General features: G+C 59.7%; 16 protein-coding genes. All 16 read right to left on the bottom strand.

Annotated elements, in window-relative coordinates; translation table 11 throughout:
• Positions 1-49 precede the first annotated feature (49 nt).
• Positions 50-919, bottom strand: a complete 870-nt coding sequence (locus C4J94_RS10520) for a DUF6282 family protein (protein WP_124386086.1) — start codon at positions 917-919, stop codon at positions 50-52.
• Positions 916-1,692, bottom strand: a complete 777-nt coding sequence (locus C4J94_RS10525; protein WP_124386087.1) for an alpha/beta fold hydrolase — start codon at positions 1,690-1,692, stop codon at positions 916-918. Before C4J94_RS10525 ends, C4J94_RS10520 begins: the two co-directional genes overlap by 4 nt.
• A gap of 18 nt (positions 1,693-1,710) precedes the next feature.
• Entirely contained in the window at positions 1,711-2,700 is a 990-nt protein-coding gene (locus tag C4J94_RS10530) for a nitronate monooxygenase family protein (protein ID WP_124386088.1), read from the bottom strand.
• 63 nt (positions 2,701-2,763) lie between these two features.
• Entirely contained in the window at positions 2,764-3,132 is a 369-nt protein-coding gene (locus tag C4J94_RS10535; RefSeq protein WP_124386089.1) for an antibiotic biosynthesis monooxygenase, read from the bottom strand.
• 28 nt (positions 3,133-3,160) lie between these two features.
• Complete coding sequence (locus C4J94_RS10540; protein ID WP_124386090.1) at positions 3,161-3,721, bottom strand: flavin reductase family protein; 561 nt, start codon at positions 3,719-3,721, stop codon at positions 3,161-3,163.
• Positions 3,718-4,887: an LLM class flavin-dependent oxidoreductase gene (locus C4J94_RS10545; RefSeq protein WP_124386091.1), complete on the bottom strand. Its 1,170-nt coding sequence runs from the start codon at positions 4,885-4,887 to the stop codon at positions 3,718-3,720. Before C4J94_RS10545 ends, C4J94_RS10540 begins: the two co-directional genes overlap by 4 nt.
• 40 nt (positions 4,888-4,927) lie before the next feature.
• Positions 4,928-5,635, bottom strand: a complete 708-nt coding sequence (locus tag C4J94_RS10550) for an RraA family protein (protein WP_124386092.1) — start codon at positions 5,633-5,635, stop codon at positions 4,928-4,930.
• Positions 5,632-6,822 (bottom strand): isocitrate/isopropylmalate dehydrogenase family protein, encoded by a 1,191-nt coding sequence (locus C4J94_RS10555; protein WP_124386093.1) that lies wholly within the window; start codon positions 6,820-6,822, stop codon positions 5,632-5,634. The genes C4J94_RS10550 and C4J94_RS10555 overlap by 4 nt, the downstream gene beginning before the upstream one ends.
• Positions 6,819-7,844 (bottom strand): aldolase catalytic domain-containing protein, encoded by a 1,026-nt coding sequence (locus C4J94_RS10560; RefSeq protein WP_124386094.1) that lies wholly within the window; start codon positions 7,842-7,844, stop codon positions 6,819-6,821. Before C4J94_RS10560 ends, C4J94_RS10555 begins: the two co-directional genes overlap by 4 nt.
• A gap of 309 nt (positions 7,845-8,153) precedes the next feature.
• Positions 8,154-9,074 carry a LysR family transcriptional regulator gene (locus C4J94_RS10565; RefSeq protein ID WP_124386095.1) on the bottom strand — a complete coding sequence of 307 codons (921 nt, stop codon included), beginning with the start codon at positions 9,072-9,074 and terminating at the stop codon, positions 8,154-8,156.
• A 90-nt stretch (positions 9,075-9,164) separates the two neighbouring features.
• Positions 9,165-10,355 (bottom strand): MFS transporter, encoded by a 1,191-nt coding sequence (locus C4J94_RS10570; RefSeq protein WP_124386096.1) that lies wholly within the window; start codon positions 10,353-10,355, stop codon positions 9,165-9,167.
• Entirely contained in the window at positions 10,352-11,353 is a 1,002-nt protein-coding gene (locus tag C4J94_RS10575; protein WP_124386097.1) for a zinc-dependent alcohol dehydrogenase family protein, read from the bottom strand. The genes C4J94_RS10570 and C4J94_RS10575 overlap by 4 nt, the downstream gene beginning before the upstream one ends.
• A 78-nt stretch (positions 11,354-11,431) precedes the next feature.
• A complete protein-coding gene (locus tag C4J94_RS10580; RefSeq protein WP_124386098.1) occupies positions 11,432-14,605 on the bottom strand; it encodes an efflux RND transporter permease subunit in 3,174 nt (1,057 codons plus the stop codon).
• Positions 14,605-15,771, bottom strand: a complete 1,167-nt coding sequence (locus C4J94_RS10585; protein ID WP_124386099.1) for an efflux RND transporter periplasmic adaptor subunit — start codon at positions 15,769-15,771, stop codon at positions 14,605-14,607. Before C4J94_RS10585 ends, C4J94_RS10580 begins: the two co-directional genes overlap by 1 nt.
• 27 nt (positions 15,772-15,798) lie before the next feature.
• Entirely contained in the window at positions 15,799-16,947 is a 1,149-nt protein-coding gene (locus C4J94_RS10590) for an acyltransferase (protein ID WP_124386100.1), read from the bottom strand.
• A gap of 174 nt (positions 16,948-17,121) precedes the next feature.
• On the bottom strand, positions 17,122-18,306 hold the full coding sequence (locus C4J94_RS10595; RefSeq protein WP_124386101.1) for a serine hydrolase: 1,185 nt from the start codon (positions 18,304-18,306) through the stop codon (positions 17,122-17,124).
• Positions 18,307-18,405: the final 99 nt, after the last annotated feature.

Here is an 18,405-nt window from a genome sequence, read left to right on the forward strand (position 1 = left end):
GTCGCCAAGTCGTCGGTCAAGGCGCTTGGGCGCAAGAACTCCTTGCGCACTACGGCTCCTGTTGCAGCAGTTTGCGCGCGTTCCCTTGGCTGATCTGCTGCGCTCGCTCACTGCCGATGCCCATTTTTTCAAACCACAGCGAGCTGTCTACCTGCCATTGTTCGATATCTGGTTGAGAGGTCTGGCCGAGGTCGGAACTGTACAGCGCCCTGGGAACTTCGCACAGGACCCTGCTCACGTCTTCCCATGGCTGATAGCCGAGCAGGTAGGTCAGGGCAGTTTGTTCGGTGTAGACCATGGGGGCCTGAGCCAATTCCAGCAGGGCATTGGCGTCCAACCCGGTCAAGGGGTTGGCTGGTTGGTTGAGCATCAATCTGGGGACATCCAGCCGTACGGCTGCGTCTACCAGCAAACGAACTTCCTGAGCGTCGGAATGACCGGTAGAAATGACGATGGGGTAGTCTCGGGCCATCCGCAGCACATCCAAGGTTTGTTCGCTCAACTTCCCTTCATGGCTGACGGTCAGCGGTCGAATGGGGTATTTATCCAGGATCCAATGACCGCTGTTGCGTTTGAGGCGGGACTGGTGAGTGCGGCCTGTCACGGTGGGGAGGTGAACGATCAGCCGCGCTTCGCTCTCTCCGTGATGGCATAGCGAACGTTGTACCACCCTGAAATCGATACCACCGGCGATTTCGTTGAGCACCACCGAACCGGACACGGGAAGCCCCTCCTGTCGGGCCTCCCAGGCTTGTGAAGCGCTGCAGCCCAGATGGTTCTTCAACACCACCCAGCCGTTCAACTGGCCGTAGCGCCGACCCGCCGCCATCACGCCATGACGCCGCAGATAGGCGTCTGGGCCGGCGTGATAATGCACATCGATGAAGTCAGTCTCGGATAAACGCCGCGGATGGCTCATGCGGCCACCTCCAGGTTGATGCCCAAGTGGTCGCGCACGGTGCGAATGACCAATGCCGGCGCATCAAGCAATGGGCGCATGCCGCCATCGGGTATGGGTAACCGGTAATGGCGGGCCTGTTCGTTGATATGCACATTGATACTGCGTACCAGCTGTGACTGTTCGCCGTAGACCGTCAATAACGCGCCAGGGAAGTTGTGGCTGGCTTGGCGCAGGTCGAGGCGATTGAGTAGCCGGAAACCCAGATGCAGGCGCCTTGCCTGGAGTGCTGCACTGGCTTGGTCAATGTCGATCGGCCCGCAGGGGTGTATCCGGGTAGCCGGTTGTACGAGTTGGTCGAGTAGTTGGAGCGCTTGTTCGAGATCGCCGAGCAGGGCCAGATCAGCCATCTTCCCCAGCCGACCGTCTAGAATTCCATCCGCCAGGGCGGGCGAGGACAGCAACAGTACATTACTGACATGCGGTGCGAGACGGCTGCCGAGTAGCGCTTGAACGACCGCGCCACCCAGAGCTGAGCCTACCAGCAGATCGATGTGGCCCAGATCCGACAGGACATGCATCCAACGTCGCGAAAAATCCTCAAGCGATTCACTTTCGTCGGCCAGCAGCGATAACGTGTCGAATACAACCACCCGGTAACCTGCTTCTACCAATGGGGCGATCATGGGTTGGAAAAACTGGCCTTTATCCCATAGGGGCATGACCGGTGACATGACCACCGCCAGTTGATGGCCGTCGCCCCATTGGCTGCTGACTGCATTGGATGTTTGCATAGTCGTTCTCCGGGGTGATCAGGCGATTTTATCGAGCGCCAGCAGTTGCTGACTGTTGCGCAAGATTCGCGTCGTTTCGCTCAGCAGGTCATGGACGATCTGGCGAGCCGGCTTGATATCGCTTACCAGATCCAGAACCTCACCTGCCCAGATCGCTCGTTGTTCAAGATCGTCAGCGAGGACCGCTTTGGCGTAGTCCTGACGGATCGAATCCGGCGCCTCTCGCAGCGTCTCATCGTGGCCCAGCCACGCTTGCGAAAAGCGGTTGGCAATAGCCCGGCCACTGTAGTGTTCAGGCCATTCGATGCCGCGCACCAGGTCGAAAATTCGAGTGCGCACCGTGTCCGACGTGCTGGATTCGATCAGGCGCTTCTTGAACGCGGCCGAGGGCAGGGCCTCTTCTGAAGCGAGGAAGCGTGTGCCCAGCATGACCCCGTCGGCACCTAGCATCAGCGCCGCTGCCACGCCACGCCCATCTGCGATGCCGCCGGCCGCGATCAGCGGGATGTGGTCCCCGACCCGATCCTGCACCGCGGGCAACAATGGCATCAGGCCGCGGCGCAAGCTGTGCCCGCCGGCCTCGGCGCCTTGGACAATCAGTGCATCAGCCCCAGCGTCCAGGGCCGCACTGGCCTGGTCCAGCTCATGGATCTGTACGATGGCTTTCGCGCCAGCCCGATGGATGATCGGCACGAATGCCGCAGGATCGCCAAATGATAGTGCGACGGCGTTCGGTCCGTACTCCAGCGCCAGGTCCAGAAGCGCCATGTTTCGAGCGACGGTAAACATCACCAGGCCAACACCCCATGGTTGCCTCAATTCCCGCATGGGCGCCAGCTCCGCGCGCATCCACTGCTCGTCGCCATAGCTGGCGCCGACCAGCCCCAACCCTCCGGCCTTGGAGACTGCAGTGGCCAGTTTTGCTCCCGAGGCACCCCCCATGGGCGCGAGGACGATAGGGTGGGAGATGTTGAAACTATGTGTGAGGCGCGTGTTGAGCTCAGCCATATCGATACTCCTGTTCTCGTACGGGCAGGCCGTTGCGGGCCTGCCGGTTTTCGGCTTTTGGGTTCACTCGGCAATGAGCGCTGCGGTCAGCGCCTGGGGAATGAAGTCGCTCACCTGATAAAGATGAAATTCCCAGGTCCCGGTGTCCTTGAGCCCTGAATAACGCGACATGAATGACTCGTCCTGAAACAACGAGTCGAACGCTTCCTTGCTGCTCCATTGCGCCTGGTTGATGACCGTCTTTCCATCGAGGCTCTTGTACAGCCGGCTCCATTGGAAGTCCGGGTAGGTTTGCGCCACGTACTGGACGGTATCGCGCAGTACGGCGAGGGCGGCCTCTTGCTGGCCCGGATTCACATGGACGACGTTCACCAGAAAAATGGCCTGGTCTTCGCCCGATTTTGGTGCCTGGAATTGTTCGATCTGAGTCATGCGTCATTCTCCTGGGGATGGGGGCGGGTCATTGCGTCAGCCGGGCGGATATCGCCGGGCTACCGTTTTCCCAAAGCAGTGGATTGATAGGCTCGGCGAACCGGACTGCGTCAACGCGGCCGATGATTACGTCGTGGGTACCGTAGCTGAGGCGTTTGTCCAGGGTGCAGATAAGGCTCGATTGCGCATCCGCCAGGCAGGGAAGGCCTTGAATGTCTTCCCACTGACCGTGGGCGAAACGTTCAGGACCTTTGACCTGGCCCGCGAACACCGGCACCAGTGCGCTATGGGTCGCGCTCAGCAAGTTGACGCTAAAGCGCCCGGACAGCATGAGCGGGGTGTGCAGGCTGGCGCCGCGGTTGATGCAAATCAGCAGTGCAGGGGGAGTGGTGCTGACTGAGATCACTGCCGTCGCGACCATGCCTACCGGGTCATCGCCGTCGCGACTGGCGATGATCGCCACGCTTGATGTCAACCTGCGCATGGCGTTCTTGAACTGATCCGCCAATTCGACAGACTCGACGTCGCTGGCGATCGGCAAGGCCGTAACGTTGCCCGAAGCACTGCGGGCCTGGGAGTATCCGCTCATGCCACGGCCTCCATGATCCTGCCAGCTTTGTGCGGCGCCCGTTGGCCGGCTTGCTCCATCAAGGGCAGCACGTCCTTGACGAAGCGCTCAAGCCCGCGTTCGTAGTCCAGCCAGGTCAGGTTGATGCCGTCCACGCCCAGGTCAGACCAGCGCTGCATCTGGTCGACAATCATCTGCGAAGTGCCCACCAATGGCACGCCGGCAAAACCTGCTTTGAAATGGAAGCGGAAACGCTCGGCATCCGCGGCGTCTTTGAACATGCCGCTTTGTACGCCTATCTCGCGGGTCACGTTATCCAGTGCGGCGTCGTCGCCATGTTGGGTCACGTAATAGTCGAGTTGCTGGTGCGCTTGGTCCAGAGTGTCTTCGTGAACTACGTAGGCGTACACCCAGATTTGCAGTTCCCGGCCATGTTCCAGGCGTGCCAGGTCGCGATAGGCCTTGATCTGAGCACGGATGGTGTCGTCGTCATCTTCGTGTTTGAGGATCAGGAAAGCAGCGTCGCAATGTTTGGCACAGAATTGGCGCCCCCTCGCAGAGCCGCCGGCGTTCATCAGGAACGGACGGTTGATCGGCTTGGGTTCGGAATAGCCTTGCTTGACGTTGAAGAACTCGCCCTCATAGTCAAAGTAACCGTTGGCCTCCCATGCCTTTTTAGCGATCTCTACCCATTCATCGGCATGGTCGTAGCGTTTGTCGTGGTCACGCTGGTGACCATTGAACATGCCCATTTCCTGGCCGAACCAACCGCAGATCATGTTCAATCCGAAACGGCCGCCGCTGATGTGATCGATAGTCGCCGCCTGCTTGGCAGCGAATAATGGGTGGACCGTGGACAGGTGCGAAGTGGTGAACAGCGCGATCTGTTCGGTGACCGATGCGAGGCCGGCAGCCCAGGTGTAGGTTTCGTAGGAAACGCCCATCGGATTGCTGGCCCCCTCCCAGCCGCGCCAGCGGCCTACGGGTAGCAAGAGCTCAAGGCCTGCGCGATCGGCCAGGGTGGCGATTGCCAGATTGCTCTGCCAGTCAGCGGCCCTGTGGCGTTCCGGGGCGATGGTCAGCGTGCAGCCCCCTTCAATGTTGAAACCGAACACGCCGAGTTTGATTTTATTTCGGCTGTCGCGCACCGGGTTAGGCTTGCGAATGGACACGTTTGCAGTGGTCATGTCGTGAGTACTCGTTCAAATGAATGGAATAATTCGCAACTCAAACGCCGGCTTGCTTTTCCTTGGATGACAGCCATGGCTGGTCGTAGCGGTGCAGGGCGCGCGCCTGCTCCAGGGTGGAGCCCGCATTGACGCTCTGGATGATTTCTTTCTCGGTTCGCTCGACGGCCTGGGCGCGTTGGATGACCTGTTCGGCCTTGTCCGCAGGTATTGCCAGGCAACCACTGCTGTCACAGAACAGCAGGTCGCCGGGATTGACCGTGACCCCGGATATCTGCACGGGTACCTGGGTCGCTTTGAGCTGCACTCGGTTTTTCGCTGATTGCATGAAACGGGCGCGACTGAACAGCGGGTAGTTCAGGCGCTGGACCGTATCGATATCCCGCGCCGCGCCGTCGATCAGCGTGCCGCGAATACCTCGGCCTATCGCGACGTGAGTCAGGATGTCGCCCCAGGTTGTGCAGTCGGTGCGCCCAGGGTTGCTGGAAACAATGACCGCGTCGGCCGGCACCTCGTCGATGTAGTTGGCGGCGGTCCTGAAGCCGCCTCGTTCCTGTACAGGTTCGTATAACACGGTGTAGGCGAAGCCCACGCAGCGGGTTCCCGGTACCTGCTGGTTCAGACCCGCCAACCCCCCGGCCAGCCCCAGGCTGTCGAGTGCATCCGACAGGCTGGCGGTGTCAAGGGCCTCGCAGGCTTTGAGCAGCGCATCGTTGCTGTGTACAGCGGGAGAGATGATCGCGTTCATGCGTGGGCTCCTTTTTTCAGGGCGTGTTTGTCCTGGTTTCTGAACGGCGGGGAAGTCTGCCCATCAAGCAACGTCGCCCATTCGAGGGTGTGCTTGACAATGGCTGCCGCCACTTCGAAGGTGCTCGCCGTTCCGCCGAGGTCGTAAGTGCGGCAGTCACTGCGCGCCACCTGGGCAACGGCGTTACGCGTCGCTTGGGCAGCGTGTGCGTGTCCGAGGTGCTCGAGCATCAGTGCGACTGACAGGAACATCGCGCTCGGGTTGGCCCTGTGCTGCCCTGCATAGGCGGGTGCGCTGCCGTGCACCGGTTCGAAGTACGCACCCTGGGCCCCGATGTTTGCGCTGGGTGCCAGGCCCAGGCCACCCATGACTCCGGCCCCGAGGTCGGAAAGAATGTCGCCGAACATGTTTTCCGCCACGATCACGCCGAAGCGTTCCGGGCGTCGAACCATCCACAACGCAACGGCGTCGACGTTATCGATGCTGCAATGGATGTCGGGGAAATCCTTGGCGACTGATTCCAGGATCTCTCGGGCAAACGCGCCGCTGTACCTCAGGACGTTGGGTTTGTCCGCCAGGGTGACGCGGTCGTAACCTTGTTGGCGTGCGTGCTCGAAGGCAAAGCGGAACAGTCGTAAAAGCCCTGCGCGTGTTTGCAGGCGCACCGTCATCGTGGCATCGCTGCAGCTCTCTCTGGTCCACGGTGCTCCATTGCGCTCGCGCTCGGCCAGTATCGGCTCGAATGCCTGCGGAATGCTGGCAAAATCAAGCCCCGCGTACAGGCCTTCGGTGTTCTCCCGAATCACCGAAAAACGATAGCGGTTATCGCCCAGTACATCGGTAACAGGCCGCACATTGGCAAACAACCGAAGTTGCTGGCGAAGTTGGATAACCGGTGAGACATATACGTGGCCGGTACCCTTGAGTGATGAAGGAAGTTCAGCTTCTGCCTCACGAAGCGGTTTGCTGGTAATCGCTCCCAGCAGCGTTGCATTACTTTCATTGATCAAGTTCCAAGTGTTTTCCGGAATGCAATTTCCTTCCCTCTGCCAACAGCTCCAACCGATATCTCCAAACGTCAGATCAATGGGTAAGTCAAGGGCTTTAAATAAAGGTAATACTGCCTCGGTGACTTCGATGCCGATGCCGTCGCCTGCCAATACACAAACTTTTTGGCGCTGGCTCATGAGCGGACACCTCCGCTGGCGAGCGTGGGCGACAACGTGGTCGGTAATGGATGCATGGATTTTTGCGGTTTGCGGTTCCCTTGTTCATGCAATATCTGCAAGGCGTGGAAAGTTGAAGCTGGGCGGTGTGCCTTTATCACTTCATCCAAGCGATTCTGAACATCGAACGGCATGTTGTAAGTGCCCATCAAGACATCCGTCAGCGACAACGGAAGACTGCTGGCTGGCACGGTGTCAGCGGTGTGCTGGGATAAGTGCAGGGCACTCACCAGGTCGTAGTCGTTGCGAATGCCCGCGCGGTGCAGATAGGCGACAAAAACCCCCAGGTGCAGGTTGCCGGCTCCCTTGCCCATGCCGCAAATGGACGCATCGATGTATTCGGCTCCGGCGTCCATGGCGGCAATGGAGTTGGAAAGTGCCAGGGACAGATTGTTATGTGCATGGAAGCCCAGAGGAATCAGGACGCGGCTGGATATCCGCGTGATCAGCCGGTCGACGTCGGCCGGAATCATGTTGCCATTGGAGTCCGCGAACACCAGCACGTCCGCTCCGGCGTTTTCCGCGCGCAAGCTCATGTCGGAGATTTCTCCTGGCCCCAGCGTCGTGACATGGGTGATATTGGCGCTTACCTGAAAGCCATAGGCCTTGGCCATCCGCACGGTGGCCAACCCGTCCTCAAGGCGGTCGCGACGCAGGCACACCCTGATCATCGACACGCCGTGTTCCTGAAGCAGTTGAAAATCACTGGCGTCGACGTTGTGCGGGTGCACCATGACGCATAAGTCGATCCGACCCGCGGCGGCGGCATGGGCCGCGCTCAGGTACCGGGCATCGACAGCACTCGTCAGCCCGTGCTCATGCTTGCGCACGAACGAACCGTTGCGATAACCGATTTCGCAGTAAGGGATGCCGGCTTCGATCATTTGAGAAATTGCAGACTGGGCGTAATCAACGGTGAAGTTGAAATCATTACGGTACCCACCATCTCGCAACGTGACATCGATAATCTTTATCTGGCTCATGAATACAGTCCCTTTATCATGTTTCGAAGGCACGCAAGTGTGCCGCTTTACTTCGAATAAGCAGAGTTAACCAGGAGTCACAATGTCTTGCGCAGCCGGGTACGTATAACGATCTACCAGCAAAGGCAGCGTTAAGTGTCGTACGGGCAGGGGGATTATTATTATAAGAAAATAACGGTTTGCAGAGTCATGGTTCAAACGAGAGTGCGTTTGCCTGACGTGGTTCGATACTGGGCAATATCCTACAGGTTGTAAACAGGTTGTTTTTAACAGCGACTGTTAAAAATTTCCCAGTAGAGCCAGACCTCATTAGCGATGTTGCTGTGCAAAGCAATCGATGATGAAGTCCATCATTGCCCGTATTCCGGGGGCAGTGCGCATGTCGCGATGGACCACCAGCCATAGCTCTGCATGTAACGGCCGCTCTTCGATTGGAACCCTTTGCAAACCGCCTGGGGCATCGGCCATGAAAATAGGCAGCAACGCGATACCAGCCCCCGCCCTGGCCGCTTCGGCCTGCACATCGAAGGATTTGACCCTGAGTACCACCGGCCGCTGGCCTGCGGCATTTTCCAGCCAGATGCGCTGAGGGGAGGGTTCATGTTCATCGTCATGGGCAATGAATTCATAGGCTGAGGCGATGCGGTTGTGAAGATAGGAAGGTGCGGCGAAGAAGCCGAAGTCGAGGGTGCCAATCTTGCGCACCACCAGATCCGTCTCGGTCGGTCGCCCAACGCTGATCGCGATATCGGCTTCACGCCTGGCCATGGAAGCCATGCGCGGGTTGGACAGGATCCGCACGTTGACGTCCGGGCATTGTTCCCGTAACCGACCAAGGTGGGGGGCGATGAAATGTGTGGTCAGGTGGGGCGGCGCGCTAAGGGTGATATCCGCGACCTTGTCGGTGCGGATTGCGCAGACTGCGCGGCTAAGGGCGCAGGCGGTCTCTTGCATGCGGTTACCCAACTGGGCGATGCGTTCGCCGTTGTCGGTCAACTCGTACCGATGGCTGCGTCGGTCCACCAGGCGTATCTTCAGTGCCGTTTCGAGGGCGGCTATCCGTCGCGATACGGTGGCGTGCTCGACGTTCAAGGACCGCGCTGCGGCGGCCAGGGATCGTATCCTCGCGAAGGCGATGAAGTATCGAAGGTTTTCCCAGTCGAACTGGGTGCTGTCTACAGGGAAATCGACGGCCTGTGTGGCAGTAGGTGAGATGCTGCTAACATCCATATCGTGGCTCCGTCCGAGTGGTTTTGACCGATAGAAACTCCGCTGAGTTCGAGAAAGACCGTGGCTTGCCACGGTCTTCAATGAATGACTTTAGTGCAAAACCGCTTGGGTTTCCGGCGCAAGATCTGGCTGTCGTGCTCCGTACACTAGCACCTTGGTCGCGATCGTCGCGGCTGCCAGTGCGCAGAAAGCCAGGCCGCTGATGATGGTTCCTTCCATGCCCATGCGTGCCAGGAACCAGCCGCCGGCAGTTGCGCCGAGCGTCACGCCCAGATTGATGAACGAGATATACAGACCTGTCACGAACTCAGGCGCCTCCGGAGCTTCGGAGGTCAGCCAGACCTGGGTCACGATCAGGCCACTGGTGTGGGTGGCGCCCCACAGAACCACGATCAGGATCATCGGCAAAATGGCTGGACTGGCAAAGAAATGCAGAATCAGGTACGACGCGCCCAGCATGATCGGATGCATCAGCGTCGTCCCCACTTTGTTGGTGGACAGCAGGCGGCCTGCAAGCAGGTTACCGGCGACGCCTCCCACGCCGAACAGGATCAGCATGGCACTGATCACTTCTCCGCTCATGCCGGCTTCGCGAGACAGGTATTCGGCACTGTAGGAGTACACCGAAAACATTGCACCGAAGATCAGGGTGGAGGCCAGGATATTGAGCCACAACGTCGGTTTGCGCAGGATAGCCAGTTGTTCGGCGTAAGGCGTGCGCTGCCCGGCAAAGGTGTCGGGTAACCGGGCGATGATGCCCAGGCCGGCGATCACATTGACGGCGGTGCAGAACAGAAACGCGGCTTCGTAGGAAAAACGTGCAGCGATCCAGGTGGTGATAGGTACGCCGAGAACCATGCCCATGCTGGTGCCGACAAACGCCTTGGCCGTCGCCTGCGTAGCCTGCTCCTTGGGATACAGAGACACCACCGCCACAAATGCCAGCGAGAAATACACCGGATGGAAAAACGCTGGAATGATCCGCAGCACGGCGAGTGTTCCGTAATCGGGCGCGTAAGCCGACAAGGCGCTGGAGCCGGCGAATATGAACAGCGACAGGGTCAGGATCCGCTTGCGGTTGTAGCGCGATAGCCACAGCACCATGAAGGGACCGAATACCGCAATGATCAGGGCGAACAGGCCTACCAGATAGCCCGCCTCGGAGGCGCTGACACTGTAGCGTTCGACGATCACCGGCAAAATACCGACCACGCCGAACTCGATGGTGTAGACCCCGAACAAACCCAGGGCAATGAAGAATAACGGGTTGAACATTTTCATGGCCGGTCCTCCAGGGTCACGATGACTTTGCCGAACTGTTCACCGGCTTCCAGGTATTGATGAGCCTTGACGATTTCGTCGAAGGCAAATCTTTTGGCGATCACCGGGGACAGACTGCCATCAACCAGGCCGCTGGAGACGAACGCCTTGCCTTGGGCAAACAGGGTGGGATCGTTGACGACTTCGTGCAGCAGATAGCCCCGAAGCGTGAGGCTTTTTCCCAACACGGTGAATAGAGGGAAGGGCGAGGGTTCGCTGCTCAGCGCCCCGTACTCGATGATGATGCCGCCGCGACGGGTGGCGTCCGCCAGTGGCTCGATAGCCGGGCCGCCCACGGGATCAAAGACAACCCGAGCGCCATTTCCGGACGTAATCTGCGCGACACGTGAGGCCAAGTCCTCTTCGCCGCTGACAATCACATGGACAGCACCGGCGGCCAGCAATTTGCGCACTTTCTGCTCGCCACGCGTCACTGCGATAGGGATCGCCCCTACCCGGTTGGCGATCTGGATGGCGGCCAGGCCTACGCTGCTCGATGCCGCGGTTATCAGCACGAAGTCCCCTGCGACCAGCCCGGCCACGGGCAACAGCGCACCCCAGGCCGTGAGGTATTGCATCCAGATGCCAGCGGCCTGCTCCATGCTGAGTGTGTCGGGATGCCGGACCAGCATTGCCGCCGGCACTACGGCCTGCTCAGCGTAGGTTCCCCATTGAGCAATGCTGGAAGGAGGAACCAGGCTGACCGGATCACCAACATCGAAGTCGCGAACGGCGTCACCGACGGCTTCGACAATTCCTGCCGCTTCATACCCCAGTCGGCTGGGAAACTCAGCCTGTTCAAGATATTGGCCGCGCCTGAACATTGATTCGGCGCGGTTCAGGCCTATGGCTTTTACGCGTATGCGGACCTCATCAGGGCCTGGCTGGGGGACCGGTAGATCTTCGATCTGCAGAACCTCTGGATCACCATACTCATGGAATCGAACGACACGTGTCATGGCATTTCTCGCAAGGATTAGGAACGTTTGCAGTCTAGAGGCGCGTCCAATACAGAAAAACGCGCTGGAGTTCCGGTGTTAACGGATATATGTGTCCGCAATGGGAATCGATTGGCGTTGGGGTAGCCGGCGGCCGATGCTGCGAACCAGCACGTAGAAGACGGGGGTGAAGAGCAGTCCGAATGCGGTCACGCCCAGCATGCCGAAGAACACCGCGACGCCCATTGCCTGGCGCATTTCCGCTCCGGCGCCGGTGGAAATCACCAGGGGTACCACGCCCATGATGAAGGCAATCGAGGTCATCAGGATCGGTCGAAGTCTCAGCTTGCTGGCCTCCCAGGCAGCGCCAAGGGGGGCATGCCCCTGGCTTTCCAGATGCCTTGCAAACTCGACAATCAGGATGGCGTTCTTCGACGCCAGTCCCACCAGCACCATCAGGCCGATCTGGGTGAAGATGTTGTTATCGCCCCCGGTCAGCCATACCCCTGCCAAGGCCGAGAGCACACCCATCGGCACGATCAGGATCACCGCCAGCGGCAACAAAAGGCTTTCGTACAGTGCCGCCAGCACCAGGAATACCAGTACCGTGCTAACTGCGAGTACCCAGCCGGTTGCGTCACCGGCCAGCCGCTGCTGATAGGTCAGATCGGTCCATTCCATGCGTATACCCTGAGGCAGAGTCTGCCTGGCGATGCGCTCAATGGCTGCTTCTGCCTGGCCCGAGGAGTAACCAGGCGCGGGTGCGCCGTTGACGTCCGCCGCGGTAAAGGCGTTGTAATGCACGACCATTTCCGGCCCGTAGCCGGGATCGACCGACAACAACGTCGACAGGGGCACCATGGCACCGTATGCATTGCGTACCTTCAAGCGCGTAATATCTTCCGGGTTGGCCCTGAAGGGGGCGTCGGCCTGCGCACGAACCTGGTAGACACGTCCGAAAAGGTTGAAATCATTGACGTACAAGGACCCCAGGTAAATCTGCAGGGTTTCGAACACGTCGGTCACTGACACGCCCAGTTGCTTGGCTTTGACCCGGTCAAGATCGACGTCCAGTTGGGGCACGTTTATCTGATAGCTGGAGAACAGCGGGCCTAACTCCGGCGCTTTGGCAGCCTCGGTCATGAAGGCTTTGACCGCGCTATCGAGGGCAACATAACCCAGGCTGGCGCGGTCCTCGATCTGCAGTTTGAATCCACCAAGTGTTCCCAGACCCAGAACGGGGGGCGGCGGGAAGACCGCTGTGAAGGACTGCGCAATCTTGCTGAATTCGCCATTGAGGTCCGCCGCGATACGGCTCGCCCCCAACGCCTCGCCGGAGCGTTCGACAAAGGGTTTGAGGATCACAAAAATGATCCCCGAACTGGAAGAGTTCATCAGGCCGTTGACGGACATTCCAGGAAACTCAAGGGTATGGGCAACGCCAGGATGCTTGAGCGCGATATCGTTCATATGCTGAATGACCTGCTCGGTACGATCCAGCGAGGCTCCGGCGGGCAGTTGGGCGAAACCTACCAGGAACTCCTTGTCCTGGGCCGGAACGAACCCCGTCGGCAACGTGTGGCTGAGCCATGCGCAGGCACACAGCAGAACGCCAAATAACGCCAACGTCCTGCCCTTGTGTGCCAGGACACCCTGTACGCCGGCGCCATAGCGGTCCTCGGCGTGCTTGAACCAACGATTGAAACCCTTGAAGAAACGCCCCATAACTTTGTCTATCGCGCGCTCCAGCCGATCCTTCGGGGCTCCGTGTGGCTTGAGCAGCAGGGCGCACAGGGCGGGGGAAAGCGTCAACGAATTGAACGCCGAGATCACCGTGGAAATGGCGATGGTCAAAGCGAACTGGCGGTAGAACCCGCCGGAGAGACCGGGCATGAACGCTAATGGAATGAATACGCAAACCAGCGTAAGGGTGATGGCAATGATCGGTTTGCTGACTTCTGCCATGGCCTGGTGAGTCGCCAGGTGGGGGGACAACCCCTGGCTGATATTGCGCTCGACATTTTCCACCACCACGATCGCGTCATCAACGACGATACCGATTGCCAAGACAAGGCCAAACAGCGACAGAGCATTGATGGAAAATCCGAACGCCAGCAAGAACGCCAGTGTGCCGACGATGGAGATGGGCACGGCGAGCAATGGAATGACCGAGGCACGCCAGGTCTGCAGGAACACGATGACGACCAGCACGACCAGCACGATGGCTTCGAACAGGGTACTGATCACCGCATTGATGCTGGAACGAACGAACTGAGTCGGATCGAAGACGATTTTGTAATCGACGCCTGCCGGCATATCGGCCTTGGCCTCAGCCATGATCTGCCGGGCACGGGCAGAGATGTCCAGCGCGTTGCCGCCCGCCATCTGGAACACCCCGAAGCCCACCGCCGGTTGCCCGTCAACCAGCGAGCGGAGCGCGTAGGTTGACGCCGCCAATTCGATCCGGGCCACGTCGCGCAAATACGTAACGCCTCCATCCGGGACGGTCTTGACCACGATATTGCCGAATTCCTCTTCGGTTTTCAGCCGACCCTTAGCGTTGACCGAGAGCTGCAGCGGGACGCCAGCGCTCATCGGCGAAGCGCCTATGACGCCGGCTGCGACCTGAATGTTCTGTTCTCGAATGGCCTGTACCACCTCGCCGGCGGTAAGGCCTCGCTGTACCACGCTGTCGGGGTCGATCCAGATACGCATGGCGTAATCGCCGCCGCCCCAGATGCGTACTTCGCCGACGCCTGGGATGCGTTCAAGCTGGCTCTTGATGTTCAAGATGCCGTAGTTGCGCAGGTAGTTGGCGTCGTATTCATTATTGGGTGACACCAGGTGAATCGCCAGGGTCTGGGTCGATGACGACTTGCTGGTGGTGACGCCCAGGTTCAACACGTCGGCAGGCAGACGTGGCAGTGCCTCGGAGACGCGGTTCTGCACCAGTTGCTGAGCCTTGTCGGGATCGGTACCCAGGGCGAACGTCACGTTGATCGCCAAGGTGCCATCGCTGTTGGCCTGGGATTGCATGTACAGCATGCCTTCCACGCCGTTGATGCGTTCTTCCAGTGGCGCGGCAACGCTTTCAGCCACTACCTTGGGGTTGGCGCCTGGGTACTGTGCGTTTACCACGATCAACGGCGGCACCACATCGGGGTACTCCGACACCGGCAGCCGCGTCAGCGCCAGCACGCCGGCCAGCAACACGAGCGCACTGAGAACACCAGAAAAAATCGGACGGTCGATGAAGAATCCGGAAATATTCATCATTGCTGCGCCTGTGGTTGTGACGGCATGCGTACCGGAGCAACGCGGGTGCCCGGCGTCGCCAGGTGCAAGGAACTCACGATGACTTGCTCCTCGGGCTCAATGCCCTGGTCGATGACGCGTAGCGCGCCCTGGCGTATCCCGGGCTTGACCTGCCGGTACTGGACGCGGTCATCGGCATCGACCACCAGCACGTACTTTTTGTCCTGATCGGTGCCGATGGCGCTGTCGTCAACCAGGGTCGCGGTGTGGCTGGCACTGCCTGGCAGCAGGACCCTGGCAAACAAGCCAGGGCGCAGCTCCCCGTTGCTATTGTCGAAACTTGCCCTGACCCGGATCGTGGCTGAGCGGGTGTCCAGTCGGTTGTCCAGGGAGCTCAGGTTGCCTTTGCGCGGATAGCCATTTTCATGGGCCAAGCCGAGCATGACGGGGACCGGGTCGTCCGCCGGGCGGTTGCCCAGATAGCGCAGGAAGGTTTGTTCATCCACATCGAAGTCAGCGTAGATTGGCGAAATCGACACCAGGTTTGTCAGCGCGGTGGAGCGTTCGCCCACGTCAACGATATTTCCCGGCGTGACCTCCACGCGTGAAGCTCGACCGTCAAACGGCGCGAGAATGCGGGTGTGTTCCAAGTCTAATCTTGCCAACTCTACCCTGGCCTGGGCTTCATTGACCCTGGCCTGTGCTTCGCTGGCGCTCTGTACGCGCTTGTCCAGGTCGGTTTTTGCGATGGCATTGCTGGTAATCAGATGCTCGTAGCGCTGGAGCTCTTTCTGGGCAAACAGTCCCATCGACCTGGCAGCCACGAGCGCAGCTTGGGCTTGTTGCAGCGTGGCGGCATAAGGGCGAGGGTCAATCTCGAACATCAGGTCGCCTTTGCGAAGCAGCGCGCCATCCTTGAAGTGCACGCTGATCAGCGTACCGGCCACTAAAGGCTTTATGACCACGGTGTCGGTAGCGACCAAGCGGCCAGTGTAGCTTTGCCAATCGACGACATCCCGGGTCAAGGCCGTCATCACTTGCACCTGTGGCAACGGTGGGGGGGCGGCTGTCGCCTGGGCAACCGGCGATCGCATGCTGATGGCGACACCGGCAAGTGCCAGCAGCACCAATGCGCCCAGTGCCCAAGCGGGCACGCCGGCCCATTTGCGAATAAACGATGACATGGCAAGCATCCTTTCTAATGAAAAAATTCAGACCTGGGGCACACTCAATGGCCGCTCCATCGGCTTGGCCTTGCCCCAGCGCCGCATGACAGGCTGCTCAACGAAGACAAACAGCAGCCAGCCACCCAGGAGTGACAGATAGAACGTGGCGGCAAGAATGAGAGACGCCGGTACAACGGAAAAACGTTGTCCGTCCAACAATGAGGTCACGCACATCATGATCAGCAGGTGGATCATGTAGAAGCCGAACGAAATTTCCCCCAGCCAGACCATCAGCGGATGACGAAACCAGGACTTGCGTTGCGCAACATCGGCAGCAGCCAGGCTGGTGATCAGTAAGGCAATCGGGACCACGGTCGTCAGCGAAAGGCTGTACATAAAAGGCACTTCCCCTGCGAGGCAGTAGGCTACCGTCGCCAATGCCAGGGCCGGTGCCAACGGAATGGCAATCCAGCGGCCGGCCATCAGGATCCGCGCCATCAACATGCCGAGCACGAACTCGAATAGCCTGAGCGGCGGAAAGTAGTAGGCCAACCACCACTGATTCAGAGAGATCGGGTATTCGACGATCTGCGGCGTACTGTTGACGACTTCGGCGATGAGCCAGTGAGTTGCGGCCATCGTGCAGACGGTCAGGCCGGCGGTCAGCCAGAGCCGGTCCTCCGGGACCTTCCACAACGCGCGCAAGAGAAACGGGAATGCCAGGTAGAACGTCAATTCACAGCACAGCGACCAGGACGGCCCGTTGACACTCAGGAATACCGACATGTCCGGCACCCAGGCATGGACTAGCAGTAAGTTGGGCAGCCAGGCGCTGACGGCCGTCAGCGGTACGGCGAACACGATCATCGCCAGGACGAAGGTGACCACATGGTTGGGATAGATCTTCACCAGGCGCCGGCGCCAGAACGCCCCGAGCGTATCGTTCCTGCGGGCCGACCAAGTGATGACGAAGCCACTGAGCACGAAGAAAAACGAGACGCCAATCCAGCCGCCTACACTGAACAGGCGCTGGAAGCGGGCGATGATCTCTTGATCGGCAAACGGATTGAAGCCGATGATCTTGGTCAGTGAGGCATGGAAGAAGAACACCAGGGCAGCCGCGACAAATCGAAACCCCGTCAGGGAGTCCAGGCGCACGTTTGCATAGCTGTGGTACAGGCGTGAATGCGTCATGAGTCGATACCTTTCAATAAAGAACATGGCACGGTCGGAAGCCGAAGTGCCTGCTCAATTCCATGGGGCAGGTAGCCAAAACAAAGCTGGACAACTCAAACTGCATTCGCATGAAGGCCGGCTTTCACGCCGGTCTTTTCATCATGGGCTCCTTAACGCGGCGCGAGACTTACTTCAGTCAGCGCCATAAACGGCATTGCACAGATCGACGGTGAACTGCCCGAACATCCCTTCGAAGGCGGTGTTGGTGAACGCCACCACAGTGATCTGCTGCACCGGATCGACAAACCAGGAGTGCCCGTAAGCCCCGCCCAGTCGCCAGGTGCCGACGGACTCCGGTGATTGTGCCGCCGCAGGGTCAGCCAGCACGGTGAACCCCAGGCCGAAACCACGCCCAGGCCAATTGGCGAGCGCCAGGCTGCCGGTCTGGACGGTGCCCATTTCCTTCGCCAGGCTCGCTGGCATGAGCGGCCCGCCCCCCTGGCGCAACGTTTCGAGCACCGTCAGGAATTCTTCCGCGGAGCCGATCATCCCCGAGCCTCCCGAATCATAGGCATTGCTATCGAGTGCCCGATCCGCCTCCATCCGGATGCCTGCGGTGTTCTCGAAAACCTCGATCACTTCCACGCCATTCATGCGACGAGGCGCGGGAGCGGCATTGAGGTACGCGGCCGTCAGGCGGGCGGTGTCGACGACGTTGAAACGGGTGTCGGACAGGCCGAGTGGCTCGCACACCAGTTGATCGATCGCGTCAGCCAGACTGGTTTGGCACACGTTGGCGATGAGGGCACCCAATACGTCGGTGGCGATTGAGTAACCCCAATCAGTGCCAGGGCGATAGAGCAGCGGTGCGGTCGCCAGCCGCCGGATGTTTTCCTCCAGGGTCAGCGGCGCACGTTCAAGCCCGTCGCACACACCGGCCTGCGCATACGCGCCGCCACCCTGGGCTTCGAGAAATCCGTAGCCCAGGCCGGCCGTATGGCTGAGTAACTGGCGTACGCTGATGGACGCGGGCGTACCGTCCGACAGGGTTGGCTGGAACTCTGGTAGCCATCGAGCGATAGGATCATCCAGGCCAATACGGCCTTGGGCAACCAAGGCCAGGGCGGCGGCCGAGGTGATAGGTTTGGTCACCGAGGAGAGCCGGAACAAGGCGTCGGTGCGCATCGGCAGGTCAGCCTCTCGGTCCGCCAGACCTGCGGCGTTGCGATAAGTGATTTCGCCACGCCGGGCAACCAGCACCACGGCGCCCACCAGGCGTTTGTCTTCGATGGCACTATTGAGGGCAGCGTCGATTCGCGCCTGCATGGGGTCAGTGGCGGTGGCGCTGGATAATTGAATGGTTTCTTTGACGGTCATGATCGCGATTCCCTGCTGTAATGGACGTCGCCATGCTAGGTCGCAGACGGCAGCGGAAACAGAGGCTAGAATTCCGGACACATCGGACGTTTCGTTCCG

It is taken from the genome of Pseudomonas sp. R5-89-07, from assembly GCF_003851685.1.
In the GTDB taxonomy this organism is placed as follows: domain Bacteria; phylum Pseudomonadota; class Gammaproteobacteria; order Pseudomonadales; family Pseudomonadaceae; genus Aquipseudomonas.